Here is a 16763-nt window from a genome sequence, read left to right as displayed (position 1 = left end):
GCCCGGCTAGTTCCGCCGCTAGCTTCCGAGTGTAGTCACTAGCCGGTCGGCAAGTAAGTAGCGGTAGCAGGGGGAGTGGGAAGCGATGACGGACACGACGGACACACCGGCGGCCGACGCTGGGGGGAAACAACCCAAGAGCGTGCGGGTGGTCCTGCTCGCGCTGATGATCGCGATGATGCTCGCGATGCTCGACAACATGATCATCGGCACCGCGATGCCGACGATCGTCGGTGAGCTGGGCGGACTCGAACACCTCGCGTGGGTCGTCACCGCCTACACGCTCGCCACCGCGGCCTCCACCCCGCTGTGGGGCAAGCTCGGCGACATGTACGGCCGCAAGGGCACGTTCATGACGTCCATCGTGATCTTCCTGGTCGGTTCCGCGCTCAGCGGCATGGCCCAGAACATGGGTGAGCTGATCGGCTTCCGTGCCGTGCAGGGCCTCGGCGCCGGCGGTCTGATGGTCGGTGTCATGGCGATCATCGGTGACCTGATCCCGCCCCGCGAGCGCGGCAAGTACCAGGGCATGATGGCCGGCGTCATGGCGCTGGCGATGATCGGCGGCCCGCTGGTCGGCGGCACGATCACCGACAATTGGGGCTGGCGCTGGGCCTTCTACATCAACCTGCCGCTCGGAGCGGTGGCGCTCGCCGCCGTCGGTGCCGTGCTGCACCTGCCGAAGAAGCGCTCCGAGGCACGGATCGACTACCTCGGCGCCGCGCTGCTGACCGTCGGCATCACCGCGATCGTGCTCGTCACCACGTGGGGCGGCACGGAGTACGCCTGGAGCTCCGCGCGGATCATGGAGCTGATCGGCATCGGCATCGCCGCGCTGGTCGGGTTCGTGTTCTGGCAGACCAGGGCCGCCGAGCCGATCCTGCCGCTGCACATCTTCCGCAGCCTCAACTTCACGCTGATGTCGGTCATCGGCTTCATCACCGGCTTCGTGATGTTCGGCGCGACGCTCTTCCTGCCGCTGTACCAGCAGTCCGTGCAGGGTGCTTCCGCGACCAACTCCGGGCTGCTGCTCCTGCCGATGCTCGGTGCGATGCTCGTGACCTCGATGGTCGCCGGGCGGGTGACCACGAACTCCGGCAAGTACAAGGTCTTCCCGATCGCCGGCAGCGCGCTGATGATCGTCGGCCTGTACCTGCTGTCCACGATGGACACCGGCACCTCCCGACTGACCTCCGGTGTCTTCATGGCCGTGGTCGGACTCGGCATGGGCTGCCTGATGCAGATCACCATGCTGGTCGCGCAGAACAGCGTGGAGATGAAGGACATGGGCGTCGCGTCCTCGTCGTCCACCCTGTTCCGTACGCTCGGCTCCTCCTTCGGCGTCGCGATCATGGGCGCGCTGTTCAACAACCGCGTCCAGGACGTCATGAGCGAGCGGGCCGGGGCGCTGGGCTCCAAGGTGACCGAGCAGTCGGCACAGCTCGACGCCAAGAGCCTGGAGAAGCTCCCGGTGCTGATCCGGGAGGCGTACCAGCACGCGGTCTCCGCCGGCACGCACACGGCGTTCCTGCTCGGAGCCGTGGTGGCGGTGGTCGCCCTCGTGGCGGCCGTGTTCGTCAAGGAGGTGCCGCTGAAGGGAGCGGGACCGAAGGAGGACGGCAAGCCGGACACCCCGGCGGCGCAGCCGCCCATGGTCGAGGCCGTCTGACCGCACCGTACGAGGCCCCCGGGAGTGTCCGCCCGGGGGCCTTCGTCATGCCCGGCCGCGAACTGCCCGGCCACCGGCGAGGGGCCGCTGTCACACCCCCGTGCCACCATCGGTCCCATGGACAGGACGCGGCGGATGCGGCTCGCCAAGGACGTCATGGACCGGGACTGGGCCGACCCCGAGCTGGACCTGGACACCGTCGCCGCACACGCCGGGTACTCGCGGTATCACTTCATCCGTGCCTTCAGGGAGGCCTACGGTGAGACCCCCGGCCAGTACCTGACGCACCGCCGCATCGAGCGCGCCGAGGACCTGCTGCGCACCGCGAACCTGTCGGTGACGGAGATCTGCCACCTGGTCGGCTTCAGCAGCGTGGGCACGTTCTCGGCCCGCTTCAAGGCCTGGACCGGGCTGACACCGAGCGAGTACCGCACGAAGCACGTGGGCCGGGGGGCCGCCCTCATACCCGGCTGCTACGCCATGCTCTGGGCCGGCGGCTTCCGTTCCGCGCCCGGCACCGGCGAGAAGCGCAATTCCGGAGAAGCGGGCTGACACCCCCGCTGCCTACCGTGGCAGGGCGGGCACAACCGGCCGCAGCCGCAGCCGCAGCTACAGCCACCGCCACCGCCACCGCCACCGCCACCGCCACCGCCACCGCCACCGCCACAGAGTCAGAGCAGGAGCACGCCATGATCAAGGGTCTCGCCATCTCGACCGTCTGGGTCCTCGACCAGGACCGCGCCAAGGAGTTCTACACGGAGAAGCTGGGCCTGGAGGTCCGTACGGACATGACCATGGGCGAGGGCGGCATGCGCTGGCTCACGGTCGGCTCGCCGAACCAGCCCGACGTCGAGCTGACACTGATGGTGCCCGGCGGGCCCGCGATGGACCCCGAGTCCGCCGAGATGGTCCGCAAGCTGGTGACGAAGGGGGTGCTCGGCGCGGGCGTGCTGACCACCGACGACATCCAGGGCGACTACAAGAAGCTCAAGGACCGCGGCGTGGAGTTCCTCCAGGAGCCGCAGGAGCGCCCGTACGGCACGGAGGCGCTGTTCCGCGACGACTCGGGCAACTGGTTCTCGTTCACACAGCCCCGCGAGGGCGGACTCGACATGGACCAGGACTGGTCCTGCTGATCCGCCGCGCCACCCTCACGACCCCGGCAGCATCGGGTAGCTCCCGGTGTTCGTCGGCGCGTGCTCCGGCAGCCACAGCACGGCGACCGCACCCTCGGCCGGGAGGTGCTCCGGCGTGCCGGGGGTGCGGACGTTGCGGAAGGTCAGCCGGGCGCCCAGCACCCGGGCCTGCCCGGCCGCGATGGTCAGGCCGAGACCGTGGCCGTGCCCGGCCCGGTCCGCGCTGCCGGTGCGGAAGCGGCTCGGCCCCTCGGCGAGCAGGTCCTCGGGGAAGCCGGGTCCGTGGTCGCGCACGCGGATGACCCGGCCCTCGACGCTGACCTCGATGGGCGGCTTGCCGTGCCGGGCCGCGTTGGCCAGCAGGTTGAACAGGACGCGCTCCAGGCGTCGCGGGTCGGTGGTGACCTCCGACTCGTGCACGATGCGCACCTTGATCGCCGGATCCTTGGCCGCCACCCGCCGGGCGACGAACTCCCCCAGCATGATGTCCTGAAGCTCCGCCCGCTCGGAGGCCCCGTCCAGCCGGGCCACCTCCAGCACGTCCTCTACCAGCGTGCGCATGGCCTTCGCCCGGTCCAGCACCAGCTCGGTCGGGCGTCCGGGCGGCAGCAGTTCCGCCGCGGTCAGCAGCCCGGTCACCGGGGTGCGCAGCTCGTGCGCGATGTCGGCGGTGACCCGCCGCTCGGCCTCGATGCGCTGCCGCAACGCGTCCGCCATGGCGTCCACCGCGCTCGCCAGATCGTCCGTCTCGTCCCGTACGACCCCGCCCATGGCGTCCCGCACGCGCACGTCCGTCTCGCCGCCGGCGAGCTGGCCCGCGGCGATGGCCGCCTTGCGCAGCCGCCGCGACAGGTGCCCGCCGATGAGCACCCCGAGCGCGCTGCCGCCGAGGACGACGGCGATGGACCCGATGAGCAGGGCCTGGTCGAGGTCCTGGAGGATGTCCGAGCTGCGGTCGGTGAAGCCCGAGTGCAGCGACATGACCTGCCCGTTCTTCAACGGCACGGCGGCCCATATGTCGGGCACCTCGCCCGGCCGGTCCGCCACGTAGGTCGCCCGCTGGCCCGCCTCGACCCGGTCCCGCAGCGCATGGGGCAGATCCGGGTCGTTGATCTTGGTGTTGGGGAAGTTCATCCGCCCGGACAGCTCGAAGTTGCGCTGGGCGATCATGATCCGCTCGTCGGCGAGGTCCCGCGCGTTGTCCAGCATCGAGACCCGGGCGGCGTTGTGCACGACGAGGCTCAGCGCGATCGCCACCAGCGCGCCCACCAGCGCGATGGCCGCGCTCAGCTTCCATCTGAGGCCCGTGCGGATGCCCGCCCGCTCCAGACCAGCGGCGACCAGGCGCCGGAAGTGCCCCCTCATACCCCTGCCCCTGCTCAGGCCTTCAACTTGTAGCCGAACCCGCGGACCGTCTCGATCCGGTCCTGGCCGATCTTCTGCCGCAGCCGCTGCACGTGCACGTCGACGACGCGGGTGTCCCCGCCCCAGCCGTAGTCCCACACCCGCTCCAGCAGCTTGTCGCGGGAGAGCACCGTGCCCGGCGCGGAGGAGAACTCCAGCAGCAGCCGCATCTCGGTCGGCGTCAGCGCCACCGGCTGACCGGCGCGGCGGACCTCCATGCCCTCGGTGTCGACCTCCAGGTCCCCGAAGACCAGCAGGCCACCGTCGGCCGAGGTCTCCGGCTCCTCGCCCCGGCCGCCGCCGGCGTGCCCGAAGCGGCGCAGCACCGCGCGGATCCGGGCGACCAGGACGGCACCGTCGAACGGCTTGGTCACATAGTCGTCTGCACCCGCTTCCAGGCCCAGCACGACGTCGATGGAGTCGGCCCGTGCCGACAGCATGATGACCGGCACGGTCGACTCGTCGCGGATGCGGCGGCACAGGCTGACACCGTCGAGGCCGGGGAGCATGACGTCCAGCAGCGCGATGTCGGGGCGGTCCGTCCGGAACGCCTCCAGGCCCGACAGCCCGTCGGGCATGGCGGTGACCACGAAGCCGTCCCGTTCCAGGGCGAGCTGCGTGGCCTCGCGGATGACGTCGTCGTCCTCGACGAACAGGACGTGGGTCTGGTCTGCCATCCCGGTGCTCTCAGTCCTCTGTGATCCGTGGGGTGCGTTCTACTGCTGGGACGCACTTTCCCGGCGTTGCGTTCACCGGGGGATCGGTCCGAACGGCCCGATCGGTTCACGCGGCCTTGGCCCGCGTTCAGCTCGCGGGCACCGGCGTGGCGCTGTCGCCGACGACCTTCCCGTAGTCGTTGTGCGTGCGGTACTTCTCGGCGAAGTGGCCGGCGGTCCATCTGTACGTGATCACGTTCTCCCCGGAGGGACTCGACACCGGGTCGCCCTTCTCGTACACCTGCTTGGTCACCACCAGGTCCCCGCGGTCGATCTCCGCGTAGACCGGAGGCTCCTCCGCCGTGAACACGTTCTCGTACGAGCCGTCCTGCTCGCGGTACACGTAACTGCCGACTCCGACCGCGTCGCCGCAGGTCAGCACGTTGACGACGACGTCGTCCGACGAGCCTTTCGTCAGATTGCCGTAGGAGACGTCGACCGGGTACTCGTCGGCGACGCACGGTTTCAGCTCGCGCTTCACCTCGGGTGCGACCTTCGGATCGTCCTTGACGAGCTTGACCGCGTTCACGGTGTCGGGCGACTTCGACGGCGCGGCGGACGGTGTGGCGGCGGCGCCGGCCACCGAGTCGGCGTGCGCCGGGCCCTCGTCACGGGCGCCGGTGCCGCCGGCACCGCACCCGGACACCAACAGGGCGAGGGCGGTGGGCACGGCCAGTGCCGCGCTCACCGCCTGGATACTGCCCCGGGTCCGTGCAGAACCCTCGCCGGTCAGGCCGCGCACCGCTCCCGCTCCTCACGCTCCAGCGCGCGTGCGTCCAGATCGCGGGACTCCAGCTCCTCACGGAGCCGGGCGAGCGCCCGGTGCAGCGTGCTCTTGACCGTTCCGGCCGACATGCCGAGGGCGGCGGCCGTCTCCTCCGTGGACATCTGCTCCCAGTGTCGCAGCACCACGACACTGCGCTGCTTCGGGGCGAGCACCTTCAGGATGTCCATCAGCAGGGCGCGGTCGGCGTGCTGCTCGGTGGCGTCGTCGACCGAGGCGTCCGGCAGCTGCTCGGTCGGGACCTCTTCCAGCTTCCGCGCCCGCCACCACTCCGTGCGGGTGTTGATCATCACCCGGCGCAGGTAGGCGTCCGCCAGCCGCTTGTCCTCGATGGTCTCCCACCGGCGGTACGTCCGTACCAGTGCCGTCTGCAGCAGGTCCTGTGCATCCGTCGGGTCCGGGACCAGGCGGCGGGCACTGCGCAACAGCGCGTCCTGCCGGGTGCGGACGTACTCCTCGAACTCGAGCACCTCGCCCTGCGCCATGGTGAACCGCCTCCCGTTTCCCCGTTCGGGCCGGCTCCCCGCCGCCCGTGTACTGCCTGTGGTCTTCAGTCGTCCCGTGTCTTCCGGGAACGCATCTGAAGGTACGGAGGCGTTGTCACGGCGCTGTCCGAAGCAGCCTTCGGCCAGCGCTCGGCTGTCCGTCGGTTGTGTAACGGACGCCCGAACAGGGCCAAGCGATGGGGGCGTTGAGGCTAGTTTGGGGTGATTTGTCCACCCTGACTCTGTGACGGACGGTGGCCCGCGGCTGTGACCTGTCCGTGTGTCAGGTCAGCGGCAGCCGGTACGAGCCGCCCGCGAGCGGCTCCACCAGACCGTCGGCGACGAGGCCGTCCAGGGCGCGGGCCCGCTGCACCGGCTCGTGCCACACCCGGTCCAGCGCCGCCTGCGGAACGGCCCCGTGGGCCTCCCGCAGCACGGCGAGCAGCCGCCCGCGCACCTGCCGGTCGGTGCCCGCGTAGGTCTGGCCGCGGCGCGGCGGCCCGTCGTGCTCCGGCTTGCCCGCCAGCCGCCACGCGCACAGCGCGGCGATCGGGCAGCGGTGGCACGACTCGCTCTTCGCCGTGCACACCAGCGCCCCCAGCTCCATGGAGGCGGCGGCCCAGCGAGCGGCGGTCGGTTCGTCCTCGGGCAGCAGTGCGCGGGCCAGCTTGCGCTCGGCGGCCGTGGTGGCGTTCGGCGGGTACTGCACGCCGGTGACCGCGCGGGCGAAGACCCGCCGCACGTTGGTGTCGAGCACCGGGTGCCGCTGGCCGTAGGCGAAGGAGGCGACGGCGGCGGCCGTGTACTCCCCGATGCCGGGCAGCGCCAGCAGCTGGGCGTGGTCGGCCGGTACGTCACCGCCGTGCCGTTCCGTTATGGCGACGGCGGCGCCGTGCAGCCGCAGCGCGCGGCGCGGGTAGCCGAGCCGCCCCCAGGCGCGGACGGCCTCGCCGGGCGCGTCCTTGGCCAGGTCGGCAGGGCGCGGCCAGCGCTCCAGCCACTGCTCGTAGACGGGCAGGACGCGGCTCACCGGCGTCTGCTGGAGCATGAACTCACTGACCATCACCCCCCACGCCCCGGCCTCGGGGCGCCGCCACGGCAGGTCACGGGCGTGTTCGCCGAACCAGTCGATGACGGGGGAGTGCAGATTCTCTCCGAGGGGCGGCCCGGAGGGGGCGTCGGCGGGGGCGTCGGCGGGGCGCGGGGGCTTCGTGGGAGCAGTCATGGCCCTTTGATGGTGCCACGCAGAGGTGCCGAATCGGGCACACCACCACCCCGCCGGGGCGGTTACCCGACGATCGGCAGATCTCTGTTCGAGCCGCCGATCGTCAGCGGGCGCTGCCCCGGCCTCCCCTGTTGTCCCCAACGGCCCCTCCGTCGAGGGAGGTTCACCTCACGCATGTGTCCCAGCCTCGCGCTGCACCCGCATCGGGTCGTGCTGTGCGTCATCACGGAGGGTAAGGGGCGGGCCGATACCGTCACGCCCTGCGATCGCCGCGTCCCGTACCCGACGAAAGTCCAGGGTGGGAGCGTCATTTCCGGGATGATGATCTGGAAAAGTTGTCGCTCCGAGCGGCGGGTGGGACGGGCGAACGCGTCGATCTCTCGTAAGGTTTGAGCCGTGGGATCTCTGCGCAATCCGGTCGGGCCGCTTCCCTCCTCCATCTATTGGCGTCGGAGGGTCGTACTGGTGTCTGTGGTCGCCGTGTTGGCGCTGCTGACCCTCTGGATCGTGACCATGGGCGGCGGAGGCGGCAAGGACGGCGACAACGGCGCCAACGGCAAGAATCCCGCGCCCTCCATCACGCCCGGCCCGTCGAGTTCGGGCCCTGCCATCAGCCAAGCGCCGGGCGGACGTGACGAGTCGGGGGACGAGGGCTCCGGCGGTTCGGGAGACGGCTCCGGGAACGGCTCGGGAGACGGCTCCGAGGACGGTTCCGGCTCGGGATCCGGCGACGGTTCCGGGTCCGGCGGCTCGGGCGGTTCCGAGGGTGCGGGCGGCAGCGGCGGCTCCGGGGGTGGTACCGCCGCGGGCGGCGTGGGCGCGGGCGACACACTGCCGGCCGGCTCCACCCTGCCCAACTGCACCGCGAGCGCCGTGAAGTTCAGCCTGCGCAGCCGCCACAACACCTACGACCCCGAGCAGACGCCCACGTTCCTGCTGGCCGCGCGGAACGTCTCCGGCAGCGACTGCAAGATCGATCTCGGGCCGAAGAACGCGGTGTTCACGATCGCCCCCGCGAGCAGCGACGACGACTACTGGTCCTCCGAGGACTGCCCCAAGGCCGCCGCGCACCAGCTGTACCGGGTCGCCGCCGGCAGCGGCATCACTTACACCGTGAAGTGGGACCGCAAGCCGAGCGCCCCCGAGTGCGCCACACCTCCCGCGGGCTCGGCCGGGTCGGGCACGTACCTGGTGGAAGCCAAGGCTCCGGGCTTCGCGAAGGTGCAGACGTCGTTCGTGCTCTCGGCCGACTAGGGCCGCGACGCCTGGGACGACGTCCGAGAGAACGCCCAAGAGAAGGCCGAGAGAACGCCCGAGAGAAAGACTGACGGAACGCCCGGAGAACGGCTGAGGGCGGCACCCCTTCCCGGGTGCCGCCCTCAGCCGTTCCAGCCGCTGTCCCTGCGCGCTAGACGTACCGCTCCAGAATCGACGACTCCGCCAGCCGCGACAGCCCCTCGCGGACGCTGCGGGCCCGGGCCTCGCCCACGCCGTCCACCGTCTGGAGGTCGTCGACGCTCGCGGCGAGCAGCTTCTGCAGTCCGCCGAAGTGCTCGACCAGGCGGTCGATGATCGCGCCGGGGAGCCGGGGCACCTTGGCGAGGAGGCGGAAACCGCGCGGGGACACCGCCGAGTCCAGCGTCTCGGGCGCGCCGGTGTAGCCCAACGCCCGGGCCACCGTGGACAGTTCGAGAAGCTCGGCGTGGGTGAGGGCGTCGAGTTCGGCGAGGGCCTCGTCGACCGTGCGGGAGCGTTTGGCCGTGGGCTCGGGGACGTAGTCCCGCACGACCAGCTCGCGCTCGGGTTCCACGCCCGCGATCAGCTCGTCGAGCTGGAGGGCAAGGAGCCGGCCGTCCGTGCCGAGCTCCACCACGTACTCGGCGATCTCCGTGGCGATGCGCCGCACCATCTCCAGGCGCTGGGCGACCGCCGAGACGTCCCGGACGGTCACCAGGTCCTCGATCTCCAGCGCCGACAGGGTGCCCGCGACCTCGTCGAGGCGGAGCTTGTAGCGCTCCAGGGTGGCGAGCGCCTGGTTGGCGCGGGACAGGATCGCCGCCGAGTCCTCCAGGACGCGGCGCTGGCCGTCGACGTACAGGGCGATCAGCCGCATCGACTGCGACACGGAGACCACCGGGAAGCCGACCTGCTTGCTGACGCGGTCGGCCGTGCGGTGCCGGGTGCCCGTCTCCTCCGTCGGGATCGTCGGGTCCGGGACCAGCTGCACGCCCGCCCGCAGGATCTTCGACAGGTCGGAGGACAGCACGATGCCGCCGTCCAGCTTGCACAGCTCGCGCAGACGGGTCGCGGTGAACTCGACGTCCAGCACGAAACCGCCGCTGCACAGCGTCTCGACCGTCTTGTCGAAGCCGAGCACGATGAGTCCGCCTGTGTTGCCGCGGAGCACGCGCTCCAGGCCGTCACGCAGGGCGGTGCCGGGTGCCACGGCGCTCAGCGAGGCGCGCATCAGGCCATCGGTACCGGCGCTCCCGCCGGATTTTCCGGGAGCAGATGCCCGGTCGTTGGCTGCCACTGCACTCCTCCGGTCGCAGGTTCTGGGCGCCCCCGTGTCGCGCGCTCGGTTCGCACGGACGGGCGAGACCAGGGCAAAGTCTACCGGCGACCCTCCTCGTCCCGTGGGGCCTCTCTGCGACGGGAGCGGGGAAGGACCCGCAGGGCGTCCCCTATGTCCGCGACCTCCAGGACCTTCATGCCCGCCGGGACCTTGCCCGGGTCCCCCGGGACCAGCGCGTGCGTGAAGCCCAGACGGTGGGCCTCGGCCAGTCTGCGCTGCACTCCGGTGACCCGTCTCACCTCGCCCGCGAGGCCCACTTCGCCGATCGCGACGAGGTTCTTCGGGAGAGGTGTGTCACTCGCCGCGCTCGCCAGGGCGAGGGTGACGGCCAGGTCCGCGGCCGGCTCGGTGAGCTTCACCCCGCCGACCGTCGCGGAGTAGATGTCCCTTTTGCCCAAGGCGCTGATCCGCCCCCGCTGTTCCAGCACCGCGAGCATCATCGAGACGCGGGAGGTCTCCAGACCCGAGGTGGTGCGGCGCGGGGAGGGGATCTGCGAGTCGACCGTGAGCGCCTGGACCTCGGCGACCAGCGGGCGGCGGCCCTCCAGGGTGACGGTCAGGCAGGTGCCCGGGACCGGTTCGGCCCGGCGGGTCAGGAAGAGCCCGCTCGGGTCGGCGAGGCCCGTGATGCCCTCGTCGTGCAGCTCGAAGCAGCCGACCTCGTCGGTGGTGCCGTAGCGGTTCTTGACGCCTCGCACGAGACGCAGGCGGGCGTGCCGGTCGCCCTCGAAGCTCAGGACGACGTCCACCAGGTGCTCCAGCAGGCGCGGGCCCGCGATCGCGCCGTCCTTGGTGACATGGCCCACCAGCAGCGTGGACATGCCCCGTTCCTTGGAGGCGCGGATGAGGGCTCCGGCGACCTCCCGCACCTGGGCCATGCCGCCGGGCGCGCCGTCGATCTCGGGGGAGGCCACCGTCTGTACGGAGTCCATGATCAGCAGCGACGGTTTGACCGCGTCCAAGTGGCCCAGCACCGCGGCCAGATCCGTCTCGGCCGCCAGATACAGGTGGTCGTCGATGGCGCCGATGCGGTCGGCGCGCAGCCGGACCTGGCTCGCCGACTCCTCGCCCGTGACGTACAACGTGCGGTGCTCGTCGCTCGCGGACTTGGCCGCCACGTCCAGCAGGAGCGTGGACTTGCCGACGCCCGGCTCGCCCGCGACCAGCACCACCGCGCCGGGGACCAGCCCGCCGCCGAGCACGCGGTCAAGCTCGGGAACGCCGGTGGGGCGGGCGGTGGCCTGGCGGCCGTCCACCTGGCCGATGGGCAGGGCGGAGGTGGTGACCCGGCCCGGTGCCGTCGTACGCACCGCGGGCGCGCCGTACTCCTCGACCGTCCCCCAGGCCTGGCACTCGGGGCAGCGGCCGAGCCACTTCGCCGTCTGCCAGCCGCATTCCGTGCAGCGGTAGGACGGGCGGTCCTTGGTGGTCTTCGTACGGGCAGCCATGGACGAAACCGTAGCCGCCGGCACTGACATCGCGGGACCGGCCGACGGCGGCCGCCTGCGCGCCAGGGGTTCGCCACCCCGCGCCAGCCGCGGAACGACCGGTTCGTGTCCCCGATTGAGGGATCGTTTCACCCGTACGGATTAAATGTGCTCAAGCCGCCTGAAGGTGCCACTCCCGGCCCCCTACGGTCGCCGAATGATGAGCAGTACTCCGGAGATCTCGACCCGCTCGGCCCGCACGGCCGGTACCCACCGGGCGCACCGGGAGGCGCGCGACCGCGGGGCGGCGCGCACGCTGGCGCAGCGGCCGCCCGCGCGCTACGAGCCCTACCTGGACGGCCTGTTCACCTACTGCCTCTCCGTGCTGTGCGACCACGAGGCCGCGACCGCCGCCCTGGGCGACGTCCTCGCACTCGCCGAACGCCGCGGCCGGCACGTCCCCCAGGCACCCGCGGACCGCAGGGCCTGGCTGTACGCGCTGGCCCGCTGGGCGTGCCTGCGCAAGCTGGCCGAGGCCAAGCAGAAACGTCAGAGCAGTCATGCCGCGGGCCGCGCCGACCGGCGGCGCGCCGACCGTCCGGCTGCCCCGGCCGCCTCCGAGGAGGTCCAGGAGCGGCGCCGTCGCGAACTGGCCCTGCTGGCCTGGCCGGAGGCCGCCGGCACCACCCCCGAGCAGCGCGAGGCGCTCGAACTGGCCGTACGCCACCACCTCGCCGCCCGCGAGGTCGCCGCAGTCCTCGGCATGGACCCGGCCGCCGCCCGCGATCTGCTCGCCTCCGCCGCCTGCGAGGTGGAACGCACGCGTGCGGCCCTCGCCGTGGTCGAGTCCGGGGCGTGCCCGAGCGTGTCGCGCCTCGCCGGAGACGACCGGCTCGTGCTCGGCACGGCCCTGCGCGGCGAACTCGTCCGGCACGTCGACGACTGCCCCCGCTGCCGCCGCACCGCCGAGCGCGCCATCCCCGGCCGCTGGCCCGGCACCAGCGTCACGCCCGCCGAACTGCCCGTCCTGCCCGCGCCCCGCGCGGCCCTGCACGTGGCGATGGCCCACCACCCGCGCACGCGGAACGCCGCACCGCGCTTCGACCGGCGCGGCTTCCCGATGGACCCCAAGGACCACGCCGCCCGCAGGGACCGCCTGCGCGCGCGTGCCGTCACCACGACCGTCGTCGCCACCGTCGTCGCCGCCCCCGTCCTCGCTCTGTGGGCCGCCTACCGGGGCACCCCGATCGGCGAGGGCCAGGACGGCCGCTCGGCCTCCGCGCGCGAGGCGGACGACCCGTTCGGCCTGGACGGCGAGATGGCGGGCGGCGGCTACGAGAACACCGGCAATGCGAGCACCCGCCCCGGCCCCCGCTTCGGCAAGGACGGCAAGGCCGACGTCTCCGTCGAGGTCATCGGCGTCGCCGGCGCGGGACGCGAGAGCGCCCTGGAGGTCACGGCCGACAACAGCGGCGACACCACCCTGGTCACGCTGACCGCGAGCGGCCCGGCGCCGGTCCGCTGGTCCGCGTCCACGGGAGCTCCCTGGCTCTACCTCAGCCAGTCCTCGGGCACGCTCCGGCCCGGCGAGTCGGTGACGATCAAGGTGTACGTCGACCACCTGCGGGAGCCCGCGGGCCCCTGGCACGCGCAGGTCGCCCTCGCCCCGGTGGGTGCCGTCGTCCACATCGAGGGCTACGGCACCGCGCCCAGCCCCTCCGACCCCGGCCCGGACCCCCGCCCCAGCGGCCCGGGTGACCCGCACCCGACCCACCCCGACCCGACGCCCACGACCTCCGCCCCTGACCCGGACCCGACGCCGACCACCCCGCCCCCGTCGACCGACCCGGACCCCACGCCCACGCCGACGGACCCGGCCCCGACCGACCCCACGGGCTCGACGCCCCCGCCGTCGGACAGCGGCGACCCGAGCCCGGTCACGTCGTAGCCGCGCCCTCAGGCCCCAGGGCTCGCCGGATGCGCGGGATCCGCGGGGTGCGGTGCCAGCAGCGGCAGCTGGGAGGCCAGCCGCTCCTCACACAGCTCGACCAGCCGGTCGTAGCCGGCCTTGCCCATCAGCTCGATCAGTTCGGGCCGGTAGGAGACGTACACGGGATCGCCCGCGCCGTGCGCCGAGGTCGCCGACGTGCACCACCAGTGCAGGTCGTGGCCGCCCGGACCCCAGCCCCGGCGGTCGTACTCACCGATCGACACCTGAAGGACGCGGGTGTCGTCGGGCCGGTCGATCCACTCGTACGTCCGCCGCACCGGCAGCTGCCAGCACACGTCCGGCTTGGTCTCCAGCGGCTCGCGGCCCTCCTTCAGGGCCAGGATGTGCAGCGAGCAGCCCATGCCGCCCTTGAAGCCGGGCCGGTTCTGGAAGATGCACGAGCCCTGGAAGGGCCGCGTCTGCCGCTCGCCGTCCTCGTCCTCGGAGACCCAGCCGCCCCGCGTGCCCTCGGCGTGGTGCTGCCAGATGTCCGGCGTGAGCCTGGCCACATACCCGGCGACGCGCTTCTCGTCGTCCTCGTCGGAGAAGTGGGCACCCAAGGTGCAGCACCCGTCGTCCGCGCGGCCCGCCTGGATGCCCTGGCAGCCGCTGCCGAAGATGCAGTTCCAGCGAGAGGTCAGCCATGTCAGATCGCAGCGGAAGACCTGCTCGTCGTCCGCCGGATCAGGAAACTCCACCCATGCGCGAGCGAAGTCGAGGCCCTTCTCGTCGGATTCCACGACAGCCGGTGATTTGTCGCGCTTCGCCTTTTTCGTCTTTGGCACGAGTCCAGGGTACGGGCCTCGTGCCCGCACCGAGGACGGCGGAGGGCCCGGCGGGCAGTAGCGTTCCGTACATGAGACTCGGTGTCCTCGACGTGGGATCGAACACGGTGCATCTGCTCGTGGTGGACGCGCACCCCGGCGCGTGCCCGCTTCCCGCCCACTCGCACAAGGCGGAACTGCGCCTCGCCCAGCTCCTCGACGACGACGGCGCGATCGGCCCCCACGGCGTCGACCGGCTGATCTCGGTGATCAAGGAGGCGCTCCAGGCCGCCGAGGACAAGGGTGCGGAGGAGGTCCTCCCGTTCGCGACCTCCGCCGTACGGGAGGCCCGCAACGCCGATGACGTCCTCGAACGCGTACGCGCCGAGACCGGCGTCGAGCTCCAGGTCCTCACCGGCTCCGAGGAGGCCCGGCTCACCTTCCTCGCCGCCCGCCGCTGGTTCGGCTGGTCGGCCGGGAAGCTGCTGGTCCTGGACATCGGCGGCGGCTCCCTGGAGGTCGCCTACGGCATCGACGAGGAGCCCGACGCGGCCGCCTCGCTGCCGCTGGGCGCCGGACGCCTCACCGCCGGCTGGCTGCCCGGCGACCCGCCCGATCCGGACGACGTCCGCGCCCTGCGCCGCCATGTGCGGACCGAGATCGCCCGCACGGTCGGCGAGTTCAGCCGCCTGGGCACCCCCGACCACGTCGTCGCCACATCGAAGACCTTCAAGCAACTGGCCCGCATCGCCGGCGCCGCCCGCTCCGCCGAGGGCCTCTACGTCCAGCGCGAGCTCAAGCGGGAGTCCGTGGAGGGCTGGGTTCCGCGTCTGGCCGCCATGACCGAGCGGGAGCGCGCGGAGCTGCCGGGCGTCTCCGAGGGCAGGGCCGGCCAGCTCCTGGCGGGCGCCCTGGTCGCCGAGGCCGCGATGGACCTGTTCGGCGTGGAGCGCGTGGAGATATGCCCCTGGGCGCTGAGGGAAGGCGTGATCCTGCGTCGCCTGGATCACATGGAGTCCGTGTAGGAGCCCGCTCGTCTATGGCAAACACCACAACCGCCAAGAGGCCCCCCACGCCACCCCGACCACACCCCGTAATCTGTCCTGCATGGCAGAGCCAGCCGTGAAGATCCCGGACGCGAAGGTCGCCCTGTCGACGGCCTCGGTCTACCCGGAGTCGACGGCCACGGCCTTCGAGATCGCCGCGCGCCTCGGCTACGACGGAGTCGAGGTCATGGTCTGGACCGACCCGGTCAGCCAGGACATCGAGGCCCTGCGCAGACTCAGCGACTACCACCGGATCCCGATCCTGGCCGTGCACGCCCCCTGCCTGCTCATCACGCAGCGCGTCTGGTCCACCGACCCGTGGACCAAGCTCCAGCGGGCCCGCGCGGCGGCGGAGAAGCTCGACGCGAGCACGGTCGTGGTCCACCCGCCGTTCCGCTGGCAGCGCCAGTACGCCCGGGACTTCGTCACCGGCATCTGGCGCATGGCCAACGAGACGGACGTACGGTTCGCCGTCGAGAACATGTACCCCTGGCGCTACCGCGACCGCGAGATGCTCGCGTACGCACCCGACTGGGACGTGACGAAGGACGACTACCGGCACTTCACGATCGACCTCAGCCACACCGCGACGGCCCGCTCCGACGCGCTGGACATGGTCGACCGCATGGGGGACCGGCTCGGCCACGTCCACCTGGCCGATGGCCGGGGTTCCGCCAAGGACGAGCACTTGGTGCCCGGCCGCGGCACCCAGCCCTGCGCCGAGGTGCTGGAGCGGCTCGCCCTGACCGGCTTCGACGGGCACGTCGTCATCGAGGTCAACACCCGCCGCGCGATGTCGAGCGCGGAGCGCGAGGCCGATCTGGCGGAGGCCCTGGCCTTCACCCGCCTGCACCTGGCCTCGGCGGTGAAGGTGCCCCGGTCGTGACCGGCCGGCCCCCGGCCGGCAGCGGGTCCGGCACCGCCGCCCGCCGTCGCGGCCGCCCCCCGCGCACGGAGTCGGCGGACACCCGAGACCGCATCCTGACCGCCGCCCGCGACGAGTTCTCCGAGCGCGGCTACGAGAAGACGTCCGTGCGCGGCATCGCCAAGTCCGCCGGCGTCGATCCGGCCCTCGTGCACCACTACTTCGGCACGAAGGAGCAGGTCTTCGAGGCGGCGATCACCCTGTCCTTCGGACCCGCCCTGCAGGCGCCGAAGGCCATCGAGGAGGGCCCGCTGGACGGAGTGGGGGAGCGCCTGGCCCGCTTCTTCTTCGGCGTCTGGGAGAACCCGGCGACCCGCGCGCCGCTGCTCGCCATCGTCCGGTCCGCCCTCACCAACGAGACCGCGGCCGCCGTCTTCCGGCGGATCATCGCCACTCAGGTGCTGCGCCGCATCGCGGTACGACTGGAGCTGCCGGACGCCGAGCTGCGGGCCGAGCTCGCCGCGGCACAGCTCGTGGGCACCGCGATCCTGCGGTACGTCCTCAAGATCGAGCCGCTGGCCTCGGCGGACCCGGAGCAGGTCATCGCGCGGCTGGCGCCCGTCGTACAGGGCCATCTGACCGATCCGTAAGGCGGGCGGGTGCCCGATCCGCAGGGC

The 16763-nt window shown here is 72.1% G+C and carries 16 protein-coding genes; 8 read left to right on the top strand and 8 right to left on the bottom strand.

Annotation, left to right across the window (positions count from 1 at the left end; translation table 11 throughout):
• Window positions 1-85: 85 nt before the first annotated feature.
• From BJ965_RS16815 to BJ965_RS16805, 3 genes are all read left to right on the top strand, one after another.
• Window positions 86-1669 carry an MDR family MFS transporter gene (locus BJ965_RS16815; RefSeq protein ID WP_184909421.1) on the top strand — a complete coding sequence of 528 codons (1584 nt, stop codon included), beginning with the start codon at window positions 86-88 and terminating at the stop codon, window positions 1667-1669.
• A gap of 117 nt (window positions 1670-1786) precedes the next feature.
• Window positions 1787-2221, top strand: a complete 435-nt coding sequence (locus BJ965_RS16810) for a helix-turn-helix transcriptional regulator (RefSeq protein WP_184909420.1) — start codon at window positions 1787-1789, stop codon at window positions 2219-2221.
• Window positions 2222-2358: 137 nt separating this feature from the next.
• Complete coding sequence (locus BJ965_RS16805; protein ID WP_184909419.1) at window positions 2359-2805, top strand: VOC family protein; 447 nt, start codon at window positions 2359-2361, stop codon at window positions 2803-2805.
• A gap of 15 nt (window positions 2806-2820) precedes the next feature.
• On the opposite strand, the gene cseC is transcribed toward BJ965_RS16805, so the two are convergent.
• The 5 genes from cseC to BJ965_RS16780 form a co-directional block, all read right to left on the bottom strand.
• Window positions 2821-4170: a two-component system sensor histidine kinase CseC gene (cseC, locus tag BJ965_RS16800; RefSeq protein ID WP_184909418.1), complete on the bottom strand. Its 1350-nt coding sequence runs from the start codon at window positions 4168-4170 to the stop codon at window positions 2821-2823.
• Between the two features lie 14 nt (window positions 4171-4184).
• Window positions 4185-4886: a two-component system response regulator CseB gene (cseB, locus tag BJ965_RS16795; RefSeq protein WP_184909417.1), complete on the bottom strand. Its 702-nt coding sequence runs from the start codon at window positions 4884-4886 to the stop codon at window positions 4185-4187.
• Window positions 4887-5013: 127 nt separating this feature from the next.
• Complete coding sequence (locus BJ965_RS16790) at window positions 5014-5667, bottom strand: hypothetical protein (RefSeq protein ID WP_184909416.1); 654 nt, start codon at window positions 5665-5667, stop codon at window positions 5014-5016.
• Window positions 5655-6194 (bottom strand): SigE family RNA polymerase sigma factor, encoded by a 540-nt coding sequence (locus tag BJ965_RS16785; RefSeq protein WP_184594831.1) that lies wholly within the window; start codon window positions 6192-6194, stop codon window positions 5655-5657. The genes BJ965_RS16790 and BJ965_RS16785 overlap by 13 nt, the downstream gene beginning before the upstream one ends.
• A gap of 283 nt (window positions 6195-6477) precedes the next feature.
• Window positions 6478-7419, bottom strand: a complete 942-nt coding sequence (locus BJ965_RS16780; RefSeq protein WP_184909415.1) for an A/G-specific adenine glycosylase — start codon at window positions 7417-7419, stop codon at window positions 6478-6480.
• A gap of 396 nt (window positions 7420-7815) precedes the next feature.
• Between BJ965_RS16780 and BJ965_RS16775 the strand changes: the two genes are divergently transcribed.
• Window positions 7816-8673, top strand: coding sequence for a hypothetical protein (locus BJ965_RS16775; RefSeq protein WP_184909414.1), 858 nt, complete (start codon window positions 7816-7818; stop codon window positions 8671-8673).
• 154 nt (window positions 8674-8827) lie between these two features.
• Here the strand turns inward: BJ965_RS16775 and disA are convergent, their stop codons facing one another.
• Together disA and radA are read right to left on the bottom strand one after the other, a co-directional pair.
• Window positions 8828-9952, bottom strand: coding sequence for a DNA integrity scanning diadenylate cyclase DisA (gene disA / locus BJ965_RS16770; protein WP_062928382.1), 1125 nt, complete (start codon window positions 9950-9952; stop codon window positions 8828-8830).
• Between the two features lie 80 nt (window positions 9953-10032).
• Window positions 10033-11442, bottom strand: coding sequence for a DNA repair protein RadA (radA, locus tag BJ965_RS16765; protein ID WP_184909413.1), 1410 nt, complete (start codon window positions 11440-11442; stop codon window positions 10033-10035).
• A gap of 196 nt (window positions 11443-11638) precedes the next feature.
• Here radA and BJ965_RS16760 point away from each other — a divergent pair, with 196 nt between their 5' ends.
• Window positions 11639-13369 carry a BACON domain-containing protein gene (locus tag BJ965_RS16760; protein ID WP_184909412.1) on the top strand — a complete coding sequence of 577 codons (1731 nt, stop codon included), beginning with the start codon at window positions 11639-11641 and terminating at the stop codon, window positions 13367-13369.
• Window positions 13370-13377: 8 nt separating this feature from the next.
• Here the strand turns inward: BJ965_RS16760 and BJ965_RS16755 are convergent, their stop codons facing one another.
• The gene (locus BJ965_RS16755) at window positions 13378-14196 is read right to left on the bottom strand and encodes a hypothetical protein (RefSeq protein ID WP_184909411.1); all 819 of its coding nucleotides are present in this window, start codon (window positions 14194-14196) and stop codon (window positions 13378-13380) included.
• Between the two features lie 71 nt (window positions 14197-14267).
• Between BJ965_RS16755 and BJ965_RS16750 the strand changes: the two genes are divergently transcribed.
• The 3 genes from BJ965_RS16750 (at window position 14268) to BJ965_RS16740 (ending at window position 16736) form a co-directional block, all read left to right on the top strand.
• Window positions 14268-15200: a Ppx/GppA phosphatase family protein gene (locus BJ965_RS16750; protein WP_184909410.1), complete on the top strand. Its 933-nt coding sequence runs from the start codon at window positions 14268-14270 to the stop codon at window positions 15198-15200.
• Between the two features lie 82 nt (window positions 15201-15282).
• On the top strand, window positions 15283-16107 hold the full coding sequence (locus BJ965_RS16745) for a sugar phosphate isomerase/epimerase family protein (protein WP_030845804.1): 825 nt from the start codon (window positions 15283-15285) through the stop codon (window positions 16105-16107).
• Window positions 16104-16736, top strand: coding sequence for a TetR/AcrR family transcriptional regulator (locus tag BJ965_RS16740; RefSeq protein WP_184909409.1), 633 nt, complete (start codon window positions 16104-16106; stop codon window positions 16734-16736). Before BJ965_RS16745 ends, BJ965_RS16740 begins: the two co-directional genes overlap by 4 nt.
• The last annotated feature ends 27 nt before the right edge of the window (window positions 16737-16763 follow it).

The sequence above is a fragment of the Streptomyces luteogriseus genome, assembly GCF_014205055.1.
GTDB lineage: Bacteria > Actinomycetota > Actinomycetes > Streptomycetales > Streptomycetaceae > Streptomyces > Streptomyces luteogriseus.
The sequence above is the reverse complement of the archived record's forward strand: the minus strand, read 5'-3'. Positions and strand labels throughout refer to the sequence as shown.

Coding starts and splice junctions, on each gene's coding strand:
- BJ965_RS16815 (WP_184909421.1), top strand. CDS start 86: ATGACGGACACGACGGACACACCGGCGGCCGACGCTGGGGGGAAACAA.
- BJ965_RS16810 (WP_184909420.1), top strand. CDS start 1,787: ATGGACAGGACGCGGCGGATGCGGCTCGCCAAGGACGTCATGGACCGG.
- BJ965_RS16805 (WP_184909419.1), top strand. CDS start 2,359: ATGATCAAGGGTCTCGCCATCTCGACCGTCTGGGTCCTCGACCAGGAC.
- cseC (WP_184909418.1), bottom strand. CDS start 4,170: ATGAGGGGGCACTTCCGGCGCCTGGTCGCCGCTGGTCTGGAGCGGGCG.
- cseB (WP_184909417.1), bottom strand. CDS start 4,886: ATGGCAGACCAGACCCACGTCCTGTTCGTCGAGGACGACGACGTCATC.
- BJ965_RS16785 (WP_184594831.1), bottom strand. CDS start 6,194: ATGGCGCAGGGCGAGGTGCTCGAGTTCGAGGAGTACGTCCGCACCCGG.
- BJ965_RS16780 (WP_184909415.1), bottom strand. CDS start 7,419: ATGACTGCTCCCACGAAGCCCCCGCGCCCCGCCGACGCCCCCGCCGAC.
- radA (WP_184909413.1), bottom strand. CDS start 11,442: ATGGCTGCCCGTACGAAGACCACCAAGGACCGCCCGTCCTACCGCTGC.
- BJ965_RS16760 (WP_184909412.1), top strand. CDS start 11,639: ATGATGAGCAGTACTCCGGAGATCTCGACCCGCTCGGCCCGCACGGCC.
- BJ965_RS16750 (WP_184909410.1), top strand. CDS start 14,268: ATGAGACTCGGTGTCCTCGACGTGGGATCGAACACGGTGCATCTGCTC.
- BJ965_RS16745 (WP_030845804.1), top strand. CDS start 15,283: ATGGCAGAGCCAGCCGTGAAGATCCCGGACGCGAAGGTCGCCCTGTCG.